Genomic DNA, 16,768 nt, shown 5'->3' with positions numbered 1-16,768 from the left:
GCGCAAGACGACACATCCCGCCTCAAACGCATGTCTGGCCGTGCACAAGACGGCACGTATCGCCTCGCCCCACCCGGAGCCGGCGGCGCGCAAGCAGTGCAGCTCGTCTCGCGCCGACGACCGTGCGTAGCGGCGTCGAGCCTCGGTGACGGGGCTAGAGGTCTGGTGGGAGTTGGTCGGGGGTTATGCGGCGGGGGCGACCGGGTGGGCGGCGGAGGACGGCGGCCGCGATGACCACGGTGGCGAAGAAAGCGGAAGCGGCGGCGGCGATCCACCAGCCGAGGACGCCGAGGATCAGGGCGGCGATCCAGATGACGACGGCCGTGAGTATCAGCGAGAGGGAAGGACGTCTGGGACGCGGCGGCTCGAGCCGGCCGCTGGTCATGCGGGCGCAGAACTCCGGGTCGTCACGACGGAGCTGACGCTCGAGCTGCGCCAGGCGTCGGCTGTCTTCCCTGCTCAACATGTCGCCACCTCCGGTCGGGCCGCGGCCACACTCAGTCGGACGGCACGCACTCCGATCAATGCCATTGTTACTCACACGTTGCCTTCCGGATACCACCAGAATTCCGGGACGCCCACAACCCGGGACGACCCGCATCCGCACGACCCCAACCAGGCACTTCCGATCCCATCCAGTGGACGCGTCATCGCCTTCGCCCGGTTGCACTCCCACGACATCCCGAACCAGAGATCGCCGCCAAGGCCAAACGACCCGGAAGAAGCACACCCTCGAGACCAGCCAACGTTTCCGCTCGCGCGGCGAGACTTCGCGGGCGCGGGAGTTGCAGAAGCAGCCGGTTCGCGGTGGTGGGTGGCTAGTCGAAGGTGAGGGTGGCTTCGGGGACTTCGCGGGCTCGGGCGACCTCGGCGGCTTCCTTTTCGATCTGTTTGCGGCGCGAGGCGGGGATGGCGCCGAATGTGGTGATGGTGAGGTCGACCCGTTTGCGGGCGGACATTTTGGCTCGCCAGACGCCGGTGATTTCGCCGTCCAGCAGGAGGGCGCCGGGGTTGCCGAGGGTGCGCCAGATCTCTTTCTGGTGAGCGCGGTCGGGCACCAGGACGTCGCGGTCGCGAGCCTGGAGTAGTTGGTCCATCGGTGGGACGAAACGGGCGCCGGGGGTGGGGGACGCGGACTTCAGCGCCTTGACGGCATCGGTGGGGAGCCAGGCTTTGCGGCCCTCGACGGTGACCTCGGTCAGGCGGTCGGTGGGCCAGACGGATTTCATCTCGGCTGTGGAACTGCCCAGGTATTTGCCCACCTCGAGCGGGCCGGCGGGGCCCAGGAAGCGCAGGTAAGTGAGGATCAGCTCGTCGATGCCCTCGTTCTCGGTCGGGAGGGGCGGCGCGTCGGGAATCGGGCCCAGCATGGCGTCGCGGCCGCGGGACTGGACCTCGACGCCGCCGGGCAGGCCGGAATGCTGCCACACGTTGCCGGCGATGTGCCGGGCCTGGCAGCTGCGGCAGTCGTAGGTGAGGGCGCGGGGCACCCGCTTGCTTACCTGGGTGCTGACCTCGCCGCGGGGCATCGGCTCGTGCACGACCTCGCGAAAGGCCTCGGCGGTGACCCGGAAGGCCTCGACGCCGAGCTTCATGCCCTCGGGGATCTGGCCGCTCTTGATGCGCGCCGCGGCGTCGGCGTCGCTGATCGGCCACAACTGTTTGACCAGGGCGGCGAGATCGGCCCGGCGATGCAGGTGCGGGGCGCCGCGGGCGGCCCAGACGGTGATCAGACGGTCGTCGGCAGGGTCGGCGCTGGTGCGCGCGGTGAGCGCGACCTGGGCCGAGCCGGGCGTGTATTCCTGCACGCCCAGATCGAGAACCGGCAGGTCGGCCGGGCGGGCGGAGCTGCGCTCGGCGAGACCCAGCGCGGCCACCCGATAGGCCATTGCCTGGGCACGGTCGACGTTGACCACGGCACCCCCTCGAGGAACTTAGGTGCGACGACCGTACCGCCGGGCTGCGACATTTTTCTGCCGATCGCGGCGGCCGTCGGACTGGCCCTCCACCAGCTCCCACGTGTCCAGCCGGCTTGATCCGTGCGGACCCTCCTGCAGGATCGGCGCCTCGCCGGTGAGCCGGTAGCCGCAGCGCCGGGCCACGGCGGTGCTGCTCGCGTTGCGCGGATCAATCCTCAGCAGAAGCCGACCGAGGTGGAGGCTGTCTTGGGCGTACCGGGAAAGAACTGACAACGCCCCCGACGCGAGCCCGCGCCGGCGCTCGTGGACGTCGACCAGATAGCCCAGTTCGGCTTCTCTCAGGCCGAGGTCGACCCCGAAGAGCAGCACCTCACCGACGGGCCGGCCGCCGTCGGTGGTGATCGCGAGCTGGATGCGCTGACCGGTGACCCGATTCTGATAGCAGCGTTTCAGGTACGCGATGCCGGCCTCGACGTCGAACGGGGAGGGCATCGGCGACCACCGGGCGATTTCGGGCTCGTCGAGCATGCGCACCAGGTCGTCGAGGTCTTCGGAGCGCCATTCGCGCAGGATGATGCCGTCCCCCGTCAGTGTGAGCGGGAAGGGAAGACGGCTGACGGCCATGATTGAATCCTGCCTGTAAGGACCGGTTCCGGCCAGTAGCGCAGGATATGAAGCCCGTGAGTGATTGGTCATGCCCGAAACGTCGGATACCCGCTACCGATGACGGCCGGAGCGCGGGATGATGTCCGGATCTTGGGCCTGAGCTGTGGGTCTCCGACCAATGTGGAGGGTTGGCGCGTGGGATGATCCCGGTAGTCGTAACGTAGTTGCCGTGGAGGAACCAACCACGACGGCGACCCGGCGGGGCGAGACCTACGCCGGGCGGTCACGCGAGGAACGGGCCAGCGAGCGGCGGGCCCGGATCGTGGCGTCGGCGGTGCACCTCTTCGGCACGCGCGACTACGAGGACGTCACGGTGGCTGACGTCTGCACCGCCGCCCGGGTGTCCAAAAGGTACTTTTACGAGCACTTCGCCGATCGGGCCGACCTGCTGCTCAAAGTCAACCGCGAGCAGAACGAGTGGCTGCTGCGCGGTGTCGCAGCGTCGGTTCCCGACAAACCGGGCAACCTCGCCGAGCTGTTCCGGCCGGCTCTGCACACCTTGATCTCGCTGCTCCGCAGCAATCCGGAGAGCGCCCGCGTGATCTATGTGAACGCTCCCCGCATGGAGACCCGCCGCCGCGGTGTGCTGCGCGAGGACGCGCAGTTCGTCGCGGCCGTGCTGCAGCGTGCGGTGGGAACCCCCAAAGATCAAATTGGGTACGACCGTACGCTGCTCGCCCTGGTGGCGGGCCTCAGCGAAGTGATCATCGACTGGATCTCGCACGACATGGCCGGCGACCCCGACGACCTGGCCGAGCACCTGACCGGCATCGCCCTGGCCATGGCCGAAACCGCAATCAAAGCCGGCGGGCGGTGATTTCCATGCCGGCGGCGCGCAGGCGGTCGACCAGTGCGTCGCCGAGGGCGGTGGCCGGGGTCAGCACGCCGCCCTCGGACGGCGGCAGCGCCTCTCGGTTGTGCACGAGTGTCAGCGCCGACTCGCCGAGCATCACCGCGGTGGCCGCGTAGCCCGGGTCGCCCTGGGCTCGGAAGCGGGCCGTGTAGCGGGCGCCGGTGGTCGTCGTGGTGAAGAAGTCGACGGTGAAGTGGCCTTCACGCTGCGCCTTTTCGCTGGGGCCGGTGCCGGGCTTGGGCAGCACACGGTCGAGCACGAACCTGGTCGGCGGCAGCATCAGCCCGGCCACAAGCGCCCCGAAGCCCAGTTTGACGCCGTTCGCGATCACCGGGGACAGCGGCGACGTGCCGACGCTCATCGTCTCGCGGTAGCGGAACTTGCGACCGTACTGGTGGGCGCGCAGAGCGTTACTGCGGCGCACCACACGCGTGTTGTAGGAGGCCATGAAGAACGGCGCCAAAGTGCCGCGCAGCGAGGGGTGGACCTCGGCGCCGCTGACCGTGGCCGTGTCGCTCTGCCGGCCGAGGGCGGGCTCGGCGTCGCGGTCGGGGCTCAGCGAGTACGGGCTGGCGGCCACCCGCCGCAGCCGGCGATCACCCTTCATCACGTCCATCTGGTGGCGCAACGTGTCGATCGTGCCGCCGCTGACCCCGCCCCGCATGCTGGTCACGACCATCGTGGTGTCGGTGAGCTCTCCCGCGCCGTCCGCCGCCACCTGCCGGGCCAGCACGTGCACGCCGATGTCGGACGGGATGGAGTCGAAGCCGCAGGAGTGCACGATGCGGGCGCCGGTCGCGCGGGCCCGCTCGTGGTTGGCGTCGATGCTCTGCCGGGCGAAGACGACCTCGCCGGTCAGGTCGACGTAGTCGGTTCCCGCCTCGGCGCAGGCGCTGGTGAGCGGGGTGCCGTACTTCAGGTAGGGCCCCACGGTGCTGATCACGACTCGGGTCGAGGCGGCCAGGCGAGCGAGGGCGTCGGTGTCGGCCGCGTCGGCCACGACGACCGGCCAGTCGACGCCGAGCTTGTCGCGGACGGCGGCCAGCCTCGGTTCCGACCGGCCGGCCAGCGCCACGCGGGTGCCCGCCGGGGCGTGTTCGGCCAGGTAACGGGCGGTCAAGATGCCGACGAACCCGGAGGCGCCGTAGACGACGATGTCGTAATCCCGCACGCGATCGCTCATAAAGGTGGATTCTGCATCAGCGCCCGCGAAGGCGCTCGGCCGGTTTAGTCTCGATCCGTTTGCTTCCTTACCCACTTTCGTCCGCACCCTGCGGATACCTCGGGCGGAACGCCGAGTCCTGCCGCCGCCCGCGGTACGACCCACTCACGGCATGGAGCGGGGGACCCACGTTCCTCGGCGCGTCCGCGCGCCTCGGGGTGAAGCCGTCACGGTCTCCGGAAGAGATCGTGCGGCCGGGCGCCTCAGCCCGAACCCGACAGCTGACCTCGCAGGCGTGGAGGACTTCTGTCATGCCACAAAATCAGAATTCGACCTGCCTTTCCCTCGTCGCGGCAGCCGCCGCCACGCTGCTCGGAGCCCCGGCCGTGGCCGAGGCCGCGCCGGCCGACGTCAACTGGGACGCCATCGCGCATTGCGAGTCGAGCGGCAACTGGAGCATCAACACCGGCAACGGCTACTACGGCGGCCTGCAGTTCAGCCGCAGCACCTGGCGGGCCTACGGCGGGTCACGCTTCGCCGCCACCGCCGACCAGGCCACCAAGGCCGAGCAGATCCAGATCGCGGAACGCGTGCTGGACGGGCAGGGGCTGGGCGCCTGGCCCACCTGCGGCCGACACGGCTAGCCCTTCGAAACAAGACGCGACTAGCCCTTGGAGATGAACTCGGGCTGGTCGAGAACACGCAGCCAGGTGCCGTCGGGCTGACGGCGGACGACCTGGGCCCGGGCGCCGGCGCCGTCATTCGGCGGGGTCGCCGTCAGGGCCAGGTCGCCGCTGATCAGCGTGGGCAGAGGCTCTTCCGGAGTGAAGGCCGGCATGTGGGGCAACGCCTCGGCCCAGAGCCGCCGGATCGCCGCGCGGCCGACCGTCTGTTGACCGGGCGGATAGGCCATGACCGCGTCTTCCTCGTAGAGCAGGGCCAGGCCCTCGGCGTCTTTGGCGTTCGCGCGCTCGACGAACAGGCGAGTCAGGTCTTCGGGCCGTTGTGCCTTCTCTCGTTCTGCCATGAGTTCATGCTTCTCCGGCGCCATCCACAAGTCCAACGCATAGTTCTTATCGGAACTAGAATCCGCGGTTATGGAACTGCGGCAGCTCGAATACTTCGTCACCGTCGCCGAGGAAGCCAACTTCACCCGGGCCGCCGAGCGCGTCCGGATCAGCCAGTCGGGCGTGAGCGCGCAGGTCAAGACGCTGGAACACGAGCTCGGCACGACGCTGTTCGACCGTTCGGCGCGGACGGCCCGGCTCACTGAGGCGGGCAGCGCCGCCCTGCCGTACGCGAAAGCGGCGCTCGACGCCGTGGCCGACCTGAAACTGGCGGTCGACGAGGTGCGCGGCCTGGTGCGGGGGCAGCTCACCGTCGGGATGGTGACCGGCTGCGAGGTGAAGCCGCTGTTCGCCGCCCTGGCCGCCTTCCATCGCGAGCACCCGGCGATCGAACTGGATCTCGTCGAGGACAACTCCGACCGTCTGGTGGCCGGCGTCCGGGTGAGCGCCGTGGACGTGGCGCTGGTCGGCGTGGCCGGCGGGCCACCGGAGAATCTGGCATCCGAGGTCATCGTGAGCGAAGGCTTGGTCGCGCTGGCTCCGCCCGGATCGGAGGCCGCGCGGTTCGATCGGATGTCGCTACGGGAGTTGACCTCCCATCCGCTGGTCACGCTGCCGTCCGGCACCGGCATCCGCACGGTTCTCGACGACTCCTGCCTCGCCGAGCGCCTGTTCCCCGACGTGGTGCTGGTCGCCTCGGCGCCGGGCGCCGTCGTCGAGCTGGCGGCTCGGGGCCTGGGCCTGGCCGTGCTCAGCGAGTCCATGGCCGCCGCTTTTCCGCAGCTCAAGGCCATTCCCATTGAGGGCGTACGGATTCCCGCGCTACTCGCCCTGGTCTGGCGCCCACGCGTCAGCCCCGCCGTGGCCGCCCTGCTGCCCCACCTGAACCGCTGCTTCACCGCGACCGAAGACACCGCGGGCTGAGGCCCCGTCAAAGCGACCGAGGGCAGCGCTAGCTGAGGTCTGTCAACGGGACCGAGGGGTCGGTCAGCCGCTTGCGGTCGACGACCGCGCGGGAGCGGATGAGGTCGCCGATCTGGTCGGCCACGTCCCAGATGTTGACGTTCATGCCGGCTGCCACCCGGCCGTCGACCAGCCAGAACGCGATGAACTCGCGGGCCGCCACGTCGCCGCGGACCAGCACCTCGGCGTCGAGGGGCGCGGCGCCCGTGTATTCCATGCCCAGGTCGTACTGGTCGGTGAAGAAGTAGGGCAGGCGGTCGTACGCCACCTCGCGCCCCAGCATCGCCCGGGCCGCGGCCTGGCCGGTGTGGATGGCGACGTCCCAGTGCTCGACCCGGATCCGGCGGCCGAGGAAGGCGTGCTCGAGGTGGGCGATGTCACCCGCGGCAAAGATGTCGGGGTCGCTGGTGGCCAGGCTGGACGACACCAGCACGCCGTTGTCGACGGCCAGGCCGGCCTCGGCGGCCAAGGCGACGTTCGGGGTGACGCCCACGCCGGCCACCACCACGTCGGCCGGCAGGCGGGTGCCGTCGGCCAGCACGACCTCGGTCGGGGTGACCTCGGTGACGTGGGTGCCCATCCGCAGGTCGGTGCCGTTGGCCCGGTGCAGGTCGGCGAAGACGGAGGCCATCTCGTCGCCGAGCACCTTCTGCAGCGGCAGGGCGGTCGCCCCGATCACGGTCACCTGCGCGCCCCGGCTGCGCATGGCCGCCGCGACCTCGAGACCTATCCAGCCGGCGCCGACCACCACGAGGCGCGTGGTCGCGGTGACGGCCTCGGAGATGCGGTGCGAGTCGGCCAGCGTACGCAGCAGAAGCGCTCTTTCCCCGCCGGGCACCGGCAGCGGCCGGGGCGTCGAGCCGGTCGCCAGCAGCAGACGCTCGTAGGCCACCTCGTCGCCGCCGGCCAGCCGCACGACCTTGGCCGCCCGGTCGACGGCGGTCACGGTGGCGCCCAGCCGCAGGTCGACGCGGTGTTCGTCGTACCAGGCGAGCGAGTGCACGAAGACGCTCTCGGGCTCGTCGGCGCCGAGCAGCAGGCCCTTCGAAAGCGGCGGACGTTCGTACGGCCGGTCGACCTCGGCCCCGATCAGGGTGACCGGACCGTCGTAGCCCTCGTCCCGCAGCGCCTCGACCGCCTTGGCCGCCGCCAGCCCGCCGCCCACCACCACGTAGCTCATCGCTTCACCCTCGGGGATCGATGTGTATTTTCGGTGCCGATCCGCGGCGCCGACCGGCCAGCACCTCGGCCGCCTGGTCCAGCCCCACCGTCTCGGCGACCAGCAGCCTCGGGTCGACCGCCCCGGACCGGTACGCCTCGACGGTCTCGCCCAGCCCGCCGGAAGCGCTCAGAATGCCGGTGAGCGTAACGTCTTTCAGCACGGCCTGACGAGTGTCCACCAGGGACGGTTCGGGTGCGATGCCGATGCAGACGACCCGCCCGCCGGGCTCGACCCGTTCGAGGGCGAAGGCCGGCAGCGCGGGCGCGTTGGTGGCGTCGACGATCGAGTCGTAGGGCACGGAGGGCAGCTCGTCGCTGGTCCACGTGTGGTCGAAGCCGAGCGAGCGGGCGAACGTCAGCGATTCGGCGGTCGCACCCAGCAGGTGCACCTCCGCCCCGCCGGCCCGGGCGAACATCGCGACCAGCAGGCCGATCGTCCCCGGCCCGAGGACGAGCACGGTCTTGCCCGGCGCGGGTTGAGCCGCCCGGACCGCGCGCAGCGCGTTGCCGCCCGGCTCGACCAGCGCGCCCAGCGTGGCGTCGACCTCGTCGGGCAGCGCGAACAAGGCCTTCGCGGGCACCGGCAGCTGTTCGGCCAGGGCGCCCGGCCAGCCCCGGCGGATGCCGATCTCGTACCGGTCGGCGCACAGATGTTGCCGCCCGTTGGTGCAGCGAGCGCACTTGCCGCAGCCGAGCATGGTGTCGCCGGTGACCCGGCGGCCGAGCCACGACGGATCGACCTCGGCCCCGATCGCCGACACCGTGCCGCTCCACTCGTGCCCGATGCGCACCGGATAGGCGGCGTCGCCGGTGGCCAGGTAGGCCATCTCGCCGCTGAGGAATTCCATGTCAGTGCCGCAGACGCCGGCCCGCTCGACGTCGACGACCACCTCGCCCGGGCCGGCCACCGGCGGTTCGACGTCGACGACCTCGGACCGGCCGGGCCCGGTGATCACGAATGCGCGCATGCCATCAGTCTGCCGCGCGGCCGGGCGTCAGACATCGGCGCCCGCTCTTTCCGGCAAGGGGCTGCGGCTGGTGGCGAAGCGGGGCTCGGCCAGCACCACCAGCAGGGCCAGGACGCTCAGGGTGGCGCCGGCCAGGACCGGGGCGCGGGGGCCGACGTTGCTCAGCAGGACGCTGCCCAGCAGGGCACCGGCCGTGATGCCGACGTTGAACGAGGTGGACGTGCCGGCGCCGGCCATGTCGGTAGTGCCGGGGGCGACCTCGAGCACCCGGGCCCCCAGGATCGAGGCGGCGCCGGAGAGCGCGAAGCCGGCCAGCGCGGTGGCGACGGCCGCGGCCACCTGATGGCTGCCGAAGGCGAACAGGGCGCCCAGGGCCACCGCCTGGATGACCGTGGCGGCCAGCCAGCTCGGCCAGCCCCACCGGGTGACCACCAGGCCGGCCACCACGACGCCGAGCAGGCCGGCCACGCCCCGCAGCAACAGGATCGGGCCCAGCGCGGAATGGTCGAAGCCGCTGACCCGGGTGAGGAACGGGTCGATGTAGGTGAACGCGACGAACGCGCCGGACACGGTAACCGCGCTCGCGACGACCAGCATGCGGTAGCGGCCGGCGTCGGGCGCTGTGCCGCGGTCGGCCGCGCCGGTGCCGCGCGGCGTCTCGGGCAGCAGGATCAGCACCACGACCAGCACGGCCAGGCCCAGCACGCCCAGGGCCAGGAAGGGCAGCCGCCACCCGGCCTGCTGGCCCAGCCAGGTGCCGAGGGGGACGCCGACCAGCGGCGCGGTCGAGCTGCCGGCGAACACCATCGAGATCGCGCGACCCCGCAGATGCGCCGGGAACAGGCCGGCCGCGGCGGGCGTGACGACCGCCCAGAAGACCGACTGGCTCACCGCGATCGCGACCCGGGCGGCCAGCAGCGACGGATAGTTCATGGCCAGCGCGGACAGGGCCGTGGCGACGGCGAAGAGGGCCAGCAGCACGACCAGCAGGCGGCGGCGCGGCCAGGACGAGGTGAGCCGGGTGAGCGGCACCGTCACGACCACGACGACGAACCCGTACGCCGTGACCAGCAGACCGACCGAGGACTCGCTGACCCCCAGGTCGGTGGCCATGGCGGCCAGCAGGCCGATCGGCAGCGTCTCGACCGTCACGTAGAGGAACGCGCCGAGCGACAGCGCCGCCAGGGCGACCCATGCACGCGTACGACTCATGGCCTCGAACCTACCGGCGGCCTCCGACAAAAATTTCGCCGGAAGGGCTTGGCACTCCTTGGGGGACAGTGCTAAAAAATTACTTGTCGCTGCTGCTCACCGCGGTGATGAGCCACCTCGGGACGAGCCGCACGACCTCGGCGCATTTGATCTGAGCCGAGCGCCACGCGCACCGCCGGAAAGGCCGGCGGGCTGTCTGCAGGAGGTGGATCCCGTGGTGCTGACTTTCGATCCGTTCCGTGAGTTCGACCGTCTGGCCGGCCAGATGCTGGGGGCGTCCGGCAACGGCGGCACCGCCCCGATCGCGATGCCGATGGACCTCTACCGCTCGGGCGACCACTTCGTTCTGCACTGCGACCTGGCCGGCGTCGACCCCGGCTCGGTCGACGTGGGCGTCGACGGGCGCGTGCTGACCATCCGCGCCGAGCGTTCGCCGCGCACCGACGCCGAGGTGCAGTGGCTGCGCCGCGAGCGGGCGACCGGCTCGTTCGAGCGGCGGCTGACCCTGGGCGACGGCCTCGACCTCGACCGCATCAGCGCCACCTGGCAGGACGGCGTGCTGACGCTGACCATCCCGGTGGCCGAGGCGGCCAAGCCGCGGCGCATCGCCATCACCACCGCCGAGTCGCGCGACGAGCGAGTGCTCGAAGGCGAGACCACAAAGTAAGCGGCTACTAAGAGGCCACGACGTAAGAGGCGATCAAAGGGTGGCGGGCGTCGATCCGTTCGGCCGATCAATGCCCGCCGCCCGCGCCCGTACGATGCCCGACGTGTCTCATCGGATCACGCGAGCAGCGTTGTCGGCCGCCCTCGTCGCGGGCTCGACCGCGTTCGCCCTGAGCGCCCCCGGCCCGGCCGCCGCGATCGACCTCAAGGTCGCCCTGCCCATCACCTCGTTCGGCGACATCGTGGTGGACGGCGCGAACCAGCGGGTCTACATCAGCGACCCGGCCGCCGGCCAGGTGATCACGACCGACTACGCCGGCGTGGTCAAGTCGACCGAGAAAGACCTCGCCGGCGTGAGCGGGTTGCTGCTGGCCAAGGACGGTGACGTCTACGCCGCGGTGCCCGACCAGAAGGCGATCGTCGCCTTCAACGAATCCGGCAAGAAGATCGAGACCTACCGGACCGACGCCGACGTGCACCCGGCCACGCTCGCCGAGGCCGGCAACGCGCTGTGGTTCGGCGACGAGGACGGCGCCATCGGCAAGCTGCCGCGCGGCGGCGAGGAGGAACCCGAGCCGATCCCGGACGTCATCGCCACCACGTTCGACGAGGCGCCGATCCTCACCGGCAGCGGCAGCTCGCTCGTCGCCGCCGGCGGAACAAACGTCACCGTCTTCGACGTCTCGACCGCGAAGCCCGCCGCCTCCGTGGCCAAGGACCTTGGTCGTACGCGGGACCTGATCTTCACCGCCGACGGCAGCCGCCTGCTCGCGGCCGGCCCGCAGAGCCTGACCCGCGCGGTGAAGCCGGCCGACCTCAGCACGATCCAGAGCTACAGCGCCGGCGCCGACGGCAACGCCGTGGCCGTGCGCGCCGACGGCACGGTGGCCATCGGCATCGGCGGCACGGCGACCAAGGCCGTCTCGGTGTTCGCGTCCGGCTCGGCCACGCCCGCCAAGCAGTTCACCGTGCAGGGCGGCGGCACGCTGCAGCCCGGCGGCCTGGCCGGGCAGCCGGACGGCCCGCGCCTGTTCGGCGTGGCCGGCAGCGGCAGCCAGTACACCCTGCAGATCTTCGGCGACCCGGCCAAGCTGCCCACGTCGCTGCAGCTGACCGTGCCGTCCAAGGTGGACCTGGGCCGGACTACCACGATCACCGGCGTCTTCGGCAACCCGGTTCCGGCCGGGCTGCCCGTGGTGATCACCCGTAAGGATGCAGCCGGCAGCCGCCGGGTGGGGCCGACGACCGTACCGGCGAACGGTCGTTTCTCGATCAGCGACCAGCCGACGCGCAGCGGCACGGTCACCTACACGGTCGCTTTCGCCGGCAACACCGACTACACGCCGGTCACCGTCACCAAGTCTTTCCAGGTGGGCACGGTCAAGGCGACGACGCTCAGCATCGATCGCAACGGCAGCACGTTCGCGGCCGGGACGACGGTGACCTTCACCGCCAAGCTCGGCGCCACCTCGTCGAACCGCACGGTCGAGATCTGGGCCGACCCGTACGGCACCGACCAGCCGAATCGCCTGGTGCGCAAGGCCGTCGCCAACAGCCAGGGCGTCGTGACCGCGCCGTTCAAGCTGACCCGCACCACCACGATATCGGCGATCTTCCGCGGCGACAATTTCACCCCGGCCCGCACCGCCCGGTCGACGGTCGCCACCAAGGTCAGCGTTTCGGTCGCGCTCGACCGGCACTACGGCACCGGCAACATCGGCTCGGTTTCGTACCACTTCCTGCGCTCGACCGTGGATCCGCGCTTCATCACGAGCATGTCGCCGTACCCGGGCCGCTCGGCCTATCTCGAGATCCAGTTCCACGACGGCAAGCAGTGGCGGCCGTGGATGAACGCCTATTCCAAGCTGTACGGCAATCAGGCCTACAACGAACTGGCCGGCACCCACACCATCGGGCTGAAATATCGCGTACGAGCCTCCTACCTCTACGGCAAGTCGGGCGACACGGTGAACACCACCACGTACGGCGGCTACAAGTACTTCACCTTCACGAAGTAGGGCGGGCCGACGCCTCGACACCGTTGATCAGAAGCTCGATGCCGAACGCGTAGTACCGCTCGACCTCGGGCTCGCCGGCGTAGGTGGCCCCGAACCGCACCATCATGGGGAACCGGTCGACGGGCAGGCACTCAAGTTCGAGCCGCCGCTGCCGCCGCCACTCGCGCCCCTCCGCCGCCGGCACGTTGACCGGCAGTTCGGGCTGCGCGTCGACCAGGCCGATGGCGCCGTGCAGCAGGTAGCTGCCGATCCAGAAGCCCTCCTGCACGTCGAAGCCGGCCTCGGCCAGCAGGGCCAGCGCGTCCTCGGTGGCCCGGGTGAAGCTGGTCACCTGATTCTTGTCGACCGAGTGGAGCAGGTCGGGCAGCACCGGGTGCCGGCGGCAGACGTCGACCAGCGCCTCGATCATCGCGCGCAGCTGCTTCTGCCACGGGTCGCCGACGCTGCGGTCGGCCCGGACGGTCGACAGGGCGTGGTCGAGGATGCCGATCAGCAGCTCATCCTTGTTCTTGAAGTGCCAGTAGAGCGCCATCGGCGTGACGCCCAGCTCGGTCGCAAGCCGGCGGATCGTCACCGCGTCCAGGCCCTCGTCGTCGCCCAGGCGGAGCGCCGCCTCGGCCACCGTCACCCTGCTCAGTCTCTCTGCCGCCACTTGACAACCATACAACGTACAGGTCTCATGTACGACGTACATCTACAACGTACAGGTACGTCGTACAGGGGGACGCGATGGAGAAGAACCGCAGGTGGTGGGCGCTGGTCGCGGTGGCGCTGGGCACCTTCATGACCTACCTCGACAACAACGTGGTCAACGTGGCCCTCCCCTCGATCCAGCGCGACCTCGGGCTGAGCATCGAGGGCCTGGAGTGGATCGCCAGCTCGTACATCCTGGTCTTCGCGGGCCTGCTGCTGGCCGGCGGCCGCATCGCCGACGTGCTGGGCATGCGCCTGGCCTTCTTCTCGGGCCTGGCCGTGTTCACCGTGGCTTCGGTGGTCGCGGGCCTGGCTCAGAACCAGGAGATGCTGATCGGCGCCCGGGCCGTCCAGGGCATCGGCGCCGCGCTGCTGACGCCGGCCACGCTGGCCCTGCTGCCGGCGCTGTTCCCCGATCCGCGCGAGCGGGCCACGGCAGTCGGCGTCTGGGGCGGCGTGGGCGCGCTGGCTCTGGCCTTCGGTCCGCTGACCGGCGGCTGGCTCAGCGAGCACGCCTCGTGGGGCTGGATCTTCCTGATCAACGCGCCGATCGGCCTGGCCACCGCCGCGCTGGCCGCCTGGAGCATCCCGGCCGGCCGGCGGGGCACGAACCGGGGTCTCGACCTGCCCGGCCTGGCCACCTCGTCGCTCGCGCTCTTCGCGCTGACGTTCGCCCTGATCGAAGGGGAATCGCGAGGCTGGACGTCGGGGCTCATCCTGGCCGGCTTCGCCGTCGCGGCGGCGAGCGCCATCGCCTTTGTGATCATCGAGGCCCGGTCGGCCAACCCGATGATGGACCTGGCCTTCTTCCGCATGCGGGTGTTCAGCGGCGGTCTGCTCGCCATGGGGCTGTGGGCGTTCGGCGTCTTCGGCATCTACTTCTACACGGCCATCTACATGCAGAACGTGCTCGGCTTCTCGCCCACCGAGGCGGGCGCCGCGTTCGTGCCGATGGCGCTGGTCATGGCGGTGATGGCCACCCTCGCACCCCGGCTCGAGGCACGGTTCGGGGCCGGGCGCACGGTGGCCGCGGCGCTCGCGCTGATGGCCGTCTCGGTGGCGGGCATTTCCTCGTACGGCGAAGGAACTTCGTATCTCGACCTGCTGCCCTGGTTCCTGGTCTACGGCGTCGGCGGCGGCCTGCTCGTGCCGCTGAACAACGTCGTGGTCGGCGCGCTGCCGCTGAGCCGGGCCGGCATCGCCTCGGGCATGCTCAACGTCTCACGTGAGGTGTTCGGGCTGCTCGGCATCACCATCCTCGGCGCCATCCTGACCAACCGCTCCAACGCCGCCAGCGGCACCGAGCTGCACCGCTACCTCGAGGGCTACCAGTTCTCGCTGGTCGTGGCGGCGGCGCTGGTCGCGGTGGGCATCCCGATCGCGCTCTGGTCGCTGCGCTCGGCCGAGCCCGCGGAAAAGGACGAGGAGCCGGTGCTCGAGCCCGCCTAGACTCGGCGCTTGTGACGAGAACACCCCGCCTGGAGATCGAGTACTGCACGCAGTGCCGCTGGTTGCTGCGGGCCGCGTGGACGGCGCAAGAGCTGCTCACCACGTTCCAGAAAGAGCTGGGCGAAGTGGCTCTGGTTCCCGGTACGGGTGGGGTGTTCGACATCCGGCTCGACGACGAGGTGATCTGGTCGCGGAAAGAGAGCGGCCACCCGGAGCTGACCGAGCTGAAGCGGCTGGTGCGTGACCGGATCGCGCCCGGCCGCTCGCTCGGCCACTCCGACCGCGTGCACACAGAAGTGAGCGAGCCGTGATCTATCAGCAGCCGCTGCACTATCTGCTCGGTGTCGAAGGGCTTGCCCTGCTGCGGGCCTACGGGGGTGAGCACGACCGCGCCTTCGCCGAGGCGCGGGTGGCCGAGATCCGCAAGCTGCTCGACGACCCGGGCCTCACCGGCGGGGTCGAGGCGCGCGCCGTCGACACGGTCACCGGCTACCGGGTGTGGGCCGAGACCTACGACCAACCGGGCAACGGCCTTTTCGCGTACGAGGAACCGTTCGTCCGCGAGGTCGTCGGGGCACTCGAGCCCGGCGTGGCCCTCGACGCCGCCTGCGGCACCGGGCGGCACACCCAGCACCTGGCGTCGCTCGGCTTCCGAGTGACCGGAGTGGACAGTTCGCCCGACATGCTGGCCCATGCCCGCGTACGCGTGCCGACGGCCGAGTTCCACCAGGGCGACCTCAGCCGGCTGCCGGTGCCGGACGAGCACGCCGACCTGGTCGTCTGCGCGCTGGCCCTGGCCCACCTGCCCGATCTGCGGCCGGCCTTCGCCGAACTGGCCCGGGTGCTCAAGCCGGGCGGCCACCTGATCGTCACCGACATCCACCACGAGCGGGTGCTGCTCGGTTCGATGCCGCACGTCCGCACGCACGACGACGAGCCGGCCCTGATCCCCTCGTACCAGCACCGGGCCAGCGACTATCTGGCTGCCGCCCTACCCGTCGGTCTCGAAGTGCGGGCCTGCGCCGAGCCTCGCGACAACGGTGCCGTCGGCGAGCGCTTCCCCATCGAGGAGTGGGACACCTGGCCGTGGAGTCTGGTCGGCCAGGCGCCCGAGGCCTATCAGGCGGCGTCGGCCCCGTCGCCGGTGGCGATCCTGTGGCACTTTCAGCGCGCGAAAAGCACGTCGAGGTCGCGCTCGGCGTAGAGCCGGTGCTGCCACTCCTCGTTGAGGACGATCGACAGGCATTTCCGTACGGGGAACGCCTGCGGCGGTGGCCAGCCCGCACCCTCGACCGGTGTCGTATCGGCCGCCAGCGACTCGTCGGTGAGCCCGTCGATCACCCCCCGGACGGTGGCCATCCGGTCGTGCCGGAGCGCCAGGACCTCGTCGAGGGTGGGCCGGACCGTACGGTCGCGCGGCACCCCGGGCGTGTCCGGCATGCCGTCCCACGGCAGCGACAGCGGATGCCACGGCGACGGGTCGCCCAGGATCGCCCGGTGCACCCATGATTCGGAGGCGAAAGCCAGGTGCCGCAGCGTCTCGATGAACGACCACTCGCCCTCCACCGACACGTGCAACTGGTCTTCCGGCAGCTTGCGGGCCCGCTCGACCGTGCCCGCCCACAACCGCTCGACGATGTCCCACGCCTCGCGGAACCCGGCCGGATCGGTGGGCCGCATCCTGGGCCGGTCCGGGTCCCGCCGGTCCAGTTCGGCCTCGATCAGCGGCGCCACGTCGACGCCGTTGATCACCAGGTTCTGCACCTCGCCGTCGACTGTCACGTCGACCAGCTCGACGCCGCGCATCACCGTCCCGAAGAAGTCCGTGTCCCGGAAGACGGAGCGGCGCAGGTCGACGAAGCTGAACCGGGACCCGCTCAGATCCTCGTGCTCGAAGTCAGCCATCCCCGC

Annotated in this window: 18 protein-coding genes and 1 riboswitch; of the genes, 8 read left to right on the top strand and 10 right to left on the bottom strand. The window is 70.7% G+C overall.

Annotated elements, in window-relative coordinates:
* Positions 1-154: 154 nt before the first annotated feature.
* From OWR29_RS06860 to OWR29_RS06850, 3 genes are all read right to left on the bottom strand, one after another.
* Positions 155-466 carry a DUF3040 domain-containing protein gene (locus OWR29_RS06860; RefSeq protein ID WP_267561660.1) on the bottom strand — a complete coding sequence of 104 codons (312 nt, stop codon included), beginning with the start codon at positions 464-466 and terminating at the stop codon, positions 155-157.
* Positions 467-818: 352 nt separating this feature from the next.
* Complete coding sequence (locus OWR29_RS06855; protein WP_267561659.1) at positions 819-1,916, bottom strand: DNA glycosylase AlkZ-like family protein; 1,098 nt, start codon at positions 1,914-1,916, stop codon at positions 819-821.
* A gap of 18 nt (positions 1,917-1,934) precedes the next feature.
* Entirely contained in the window at positions 1,935-2,543 is a 609-nt protein-coding gene (locus OWR29_RS06850) for a GNAT family N-acetyltransferase (protein ID WP_267561658.1), read from the bottom strand.
* Between the two features lie 211 nt (positions 2,544-2,754).
* Between OWR29_RS06850 and OWR29_RS06845 the strand changes: the two genes are divergently transcribed.
* Positions 2,755-3,402, top strand: a complete 648-nt coding sequence (locus OWR29_RS06845; protein ID WP_267561657.1) for a TetR/AcrR family transcriptional regulator — start codon at positions 2,755-2,757, stop codon at positions 3,400-3,402.
* On the opposite strand, the gene OWR29_RS06840 is transcribed toward OWR29_RS06845, so the two are convergent.
* The gene (locus OWR29_RS06840; RefSeq protein WP_267561656.1) at positions 3,383-4,621 is read right to left on the bottom strand and encodes a saccharopine dehydrogenase family protein; all 1,239 of its coding nucleotides are present in this window, start codon (positions 4,619-4,621) and stop codon (positions 3,383-3,385) included. The two genes, OWR29_RS06845 and OWR29_RS06840, sit on opposite strands and share 20 nt — an antisense overlap.
* A gap of 127 nt (positions 4,622-4,748) precedes the next feature.
* Positions 4,749-4,906: riboswitch (cyclic di-AMP (ydaO/yuaA leader) on the top strand.
* Positions 4,907-4,911: 5 nt separating this feature from the next.
* Here OWR29_RS06840 and OWR29_RS06835 point away from each other — a divergent pair.
* Positions 4,912-5,244 (top strand): transglycosylase family protein, encoded by a 333-nt coding sequence (locus OWR29_RS06835; RefSeq protein WP_267561655.1) that lies wholly within the window; start codon positions 4,912-4,914, stop codon positions 5,242-5,244.
* A 20-nt stretch (positions 5,245-5,264) separates the two neighbouring features.
* Here the strand turns inward: OWR29_RS06835 and OWR29_RS06830 are convergent, their stop codons facing one another.
* Positions 5,265-5,627, bottom strand: coding sequence for a YybH family protein (locus tag OWR29_RS06830; protein ID WP_267561654.1), 363 nt, complete (start codon positions 5,625-5,627; stop codon positions 5,265-5,267).
* Positions 5,628-5,697: 70 nt separating this feature from the next.
* Between OWR29_RS06830 and OWR29_RS06825 the strand changes: the two genes are divergently transcribed.
* Positions 5,698-6,591: a LysR family transcriptional regulator gene (locus OWR29_RS06825; protein ID WP_267561653.1), complete on the top strand. Its 894-nt coding sequence runs from the start codon at positions 5,698-5,700 to the stop codon at positions 6,589-6,591.
* 28 nt (positions 6,592-6,619) lie between these two features.
* On the opposite strand, the gene OWR29_RS06820 is transcribed toward OWR29_RS06825, so the two are convergent.
* From OWR29_RS06820 to OWR29_RS06810, 3 genes are read right to left on the bottom strand one after another with little or no spacing between them, the layout of a single operon-like run.
* Positions 6,620-7,810 (bottom strand): NAD(P)/FAD-dependent oxidoreductase, encoded by a 1,191-nt coding sequence (locus OWR29_RS06820; protein ID WP_267561652.1) that lies wholly within the window; start codon positions 7,808-7,810, stop codon positions 6,620-6,622.
* A 4-nt stretch (positions 7,811-7,814) separates the two neighbouring features.
* Positions 7,815-8,819, bottom strand: coding sequence for a zinc-dependent alcohol dehydrogenase (locus OWR29_RS06815; RefSeq protein ID WP_267561651.1), 1,005 nt, complete (start codon positions 8,817-8,819; stop codon positions 7,815-7,817).
* A gap of 27 nt (positions 8,820-8,846) precedes the next feature.
* Entirely contained in the window at positions 8,847-10,031 is a 1,185-nt protein-coding gene (locus OWR29_RS06810) for an MFS transporter (protein ID WP_267561650.1), read from the bottom strand.
* A gap of 214 nt (positions 10,032-10,245) precedes the next feature.
* Here OWR29_RS06810 and OWR29_RS06805 point away from each other — a divergent pair, with 214 nt between their 5' ends.
* Positions 10,246-10,698, top strand: coding sequence for an Hsp20/alpha crystallin family protein (locus OWR29_RS06805; RefSeq protein WP_267561649.1), 453 nt, complete (start codon positions 10,246-10,248; stop codon positions 10,696-10,698).
* A 103-nt stretch (positions 10,699-10,801) separates the two neighbouring features.
* On the top strand, positions 10,802-12,715 hold the full coding sequence (locus OWR29_RS06800) for a hypothetical protein (protein WP_267561648.1): 1,914 nt from the start codon (positions 10,802-10,804) through the stop codon (positions 12,713-12,715).
* On the opposite strand, the gene OWR29_RS06795 is transcribed toward OWR29_RS06800, so the two are convergent.
* Positions 12,705-13,367 carry a TetR/AcrR family transcriptional regulator gene (locus OWR29_RS06795; RefSeq protein ID WP_324291223.1) on the bottom strand — a complete coding sequence of 221 codons (663 nt, stop codon included), beginning with the start codon at positions 13,365-13,367 and terminating at the stop codon, positions 12,705-12,707. The genes OWR29_RS06800 and OWR29_RS06795 overlap by 11 nt on opposite strands.
* Positions 13,368-13,444: 77 nt before the next feature.
* On the opposite strand from OWR29_RS06795, the gene OWR29_RS06790 reads away from it, so the two are divergent.
* The 3 genes from OWR29_RS06790 to OWR29_RS06780 are packed head-to-tail and all read left to right on the top strand — an operon-like array spanning position 13,445 to position 16,061.
* Positions 13,445-14,857, top strand: a complete 1,413-nt coding sequence (locus OWR29_RS06790; RefSeq protein WP_267561647.1) for an MFS transporter — start codon at positions 13,445-13,447, stop codon at positions 14,855-14,857.
* Positions 14,858-14,868: 11 nt separating this feature from the next.
* Positions 14,869-15,168: an Rdx family protein gene (locus tag OWR29_RS06785; RefSeq protein WP_267561646.1), complete on the top strand. Its 300-nt coding sequence runs from the start codon at positions 14,869-14,871 to the stop codon at positions 15,166-15,168.
* The gene (locus OWR29_RS06780) at positions 15,165-16,061 is read left to right on the top strand and encodes a class I SAM-dependent methyltransferase (RefSeq protein ID WP_267561645.1); all 897 of its coding nucleotides are present in this window, start codon (positions 15,165-15,167) and stop codon (positions 16,059-16,061) included. Before OWR29_RS06785 ends, OWR29_RS06780 begins: the two co-directional genes overlap by 4 nt.
* On the opposite strand, the gene OWR29_RS06775 is transcribed toward OWR29_RS06780, so the two are convergent.
* On the bottom strand, positions 16,022-16,762 hold the full coding sequence (locus OWR29_RS06775) for a DinB family protein (RefSeq protein ID WP_267561644.1): 741 nt from the start codon (positions 16,760-16,762) through the stop codon (positions 16,022-16,024). The genes OWR29_RS06780 and OWR29_RS06775 overlap by 40 nt on opposite strands.
* Positions 16,763-16,768: the final 6 nt, after the last annotated feature.

The organism is Paractinoplanes pyxinae, from assembly GCF_026626335.1.
Classification (GTDB): domain Bacteria; phylum Actinomycetota; class Actinomycetes; order Mycobacteriales; family Micromonosporaceae; genus Actinoplanes; species Actinoplanes pyxinae.
This window is presented reverse-complemented; position numbering and strand designations above follow the sequence as displayed.

Bases quoted from the DNA above. Each gene is read 5' to 3' on its own strand.
- OWR29_RS06860 (WP_267561660.1), bottom strand. From the start codon at position 466: ATGTTGAGCAGGGAAGACAGCCGACGCCTGGCGCAGCTCGAGCGTCAG.
- OWR29_RS06850 (WP_267561658.1), bottom strand. From the start codon at position 2,543: ATGGCCGTCAGCCGTCTTCCCTTCCCGCTCACACTGACGGGGGACGGC.
- OWR29_RS06840 (WP_267561656.1), bottom strand. From the start codon at position 4,621: ATGAGCGATCGCGTGCGGGATTACGACATCGTCGTCTACGGCGCCTCC.
- OWR29_RS06835 (WP_267561655.1), top strand. From the start codon at position 4,912: ATGCCACAAAATCAGAATTCGACCTGCCTTTCCCTCGTCGCGGCAGCC.
- OWR29_RS06830 (WP_267561654.1), bottom strand. From the start codon at position 5,627: ATGGCAGAACGAGAGAAGGCACAACGGCCCGAAGACCTGACTCGCCTG.
- OWR29_RS06825 (WP_267561653.1), top strand. From the start codon at position 5,698: ATGGAACTGCGGCAGCTCGAATACTTCGTCACCGTCGCCGAGGAAGCC.
- OWR29_RS06820 (WP_267561652.1), bottom strand. From the start codon at position 7,810: ATGAGCTACGTGGTGGTGGGCGGCGGGCTGGCGGCGGCCAAGGCGGTC.
- OWR29_RS06815 (WP_267561651.1), bottom strand. From the start codon at position 8,819: ATGCGCGCATTCGTGATCACCGGGCCCGGCCGGTCCGAGGTCGTCGAC.
- OWR29_RS06810 (WP_267561650.1), bottom strand. From the start codon at position 10,031: ATGAGTCGTACGCGTGCATGGGTCGCCCTGGCGGCGCTGTCGCTCGGC.
- OWR29_RS06790 (WP_267561647.1), top strand. From the start codon at position 13,445: ATGGAGAAGAACCGCAGGTGGTGGGCGCTGGTCGCGGTGGCGCTGGGC.
- OWR29_RS06775 (WP_267561644.1), bottom strand. From the start codon at position 16,762: ATGGCTGACTTCGAGCACGAGGATCTGAGCGGGTCCCGGTTCAGCTTC.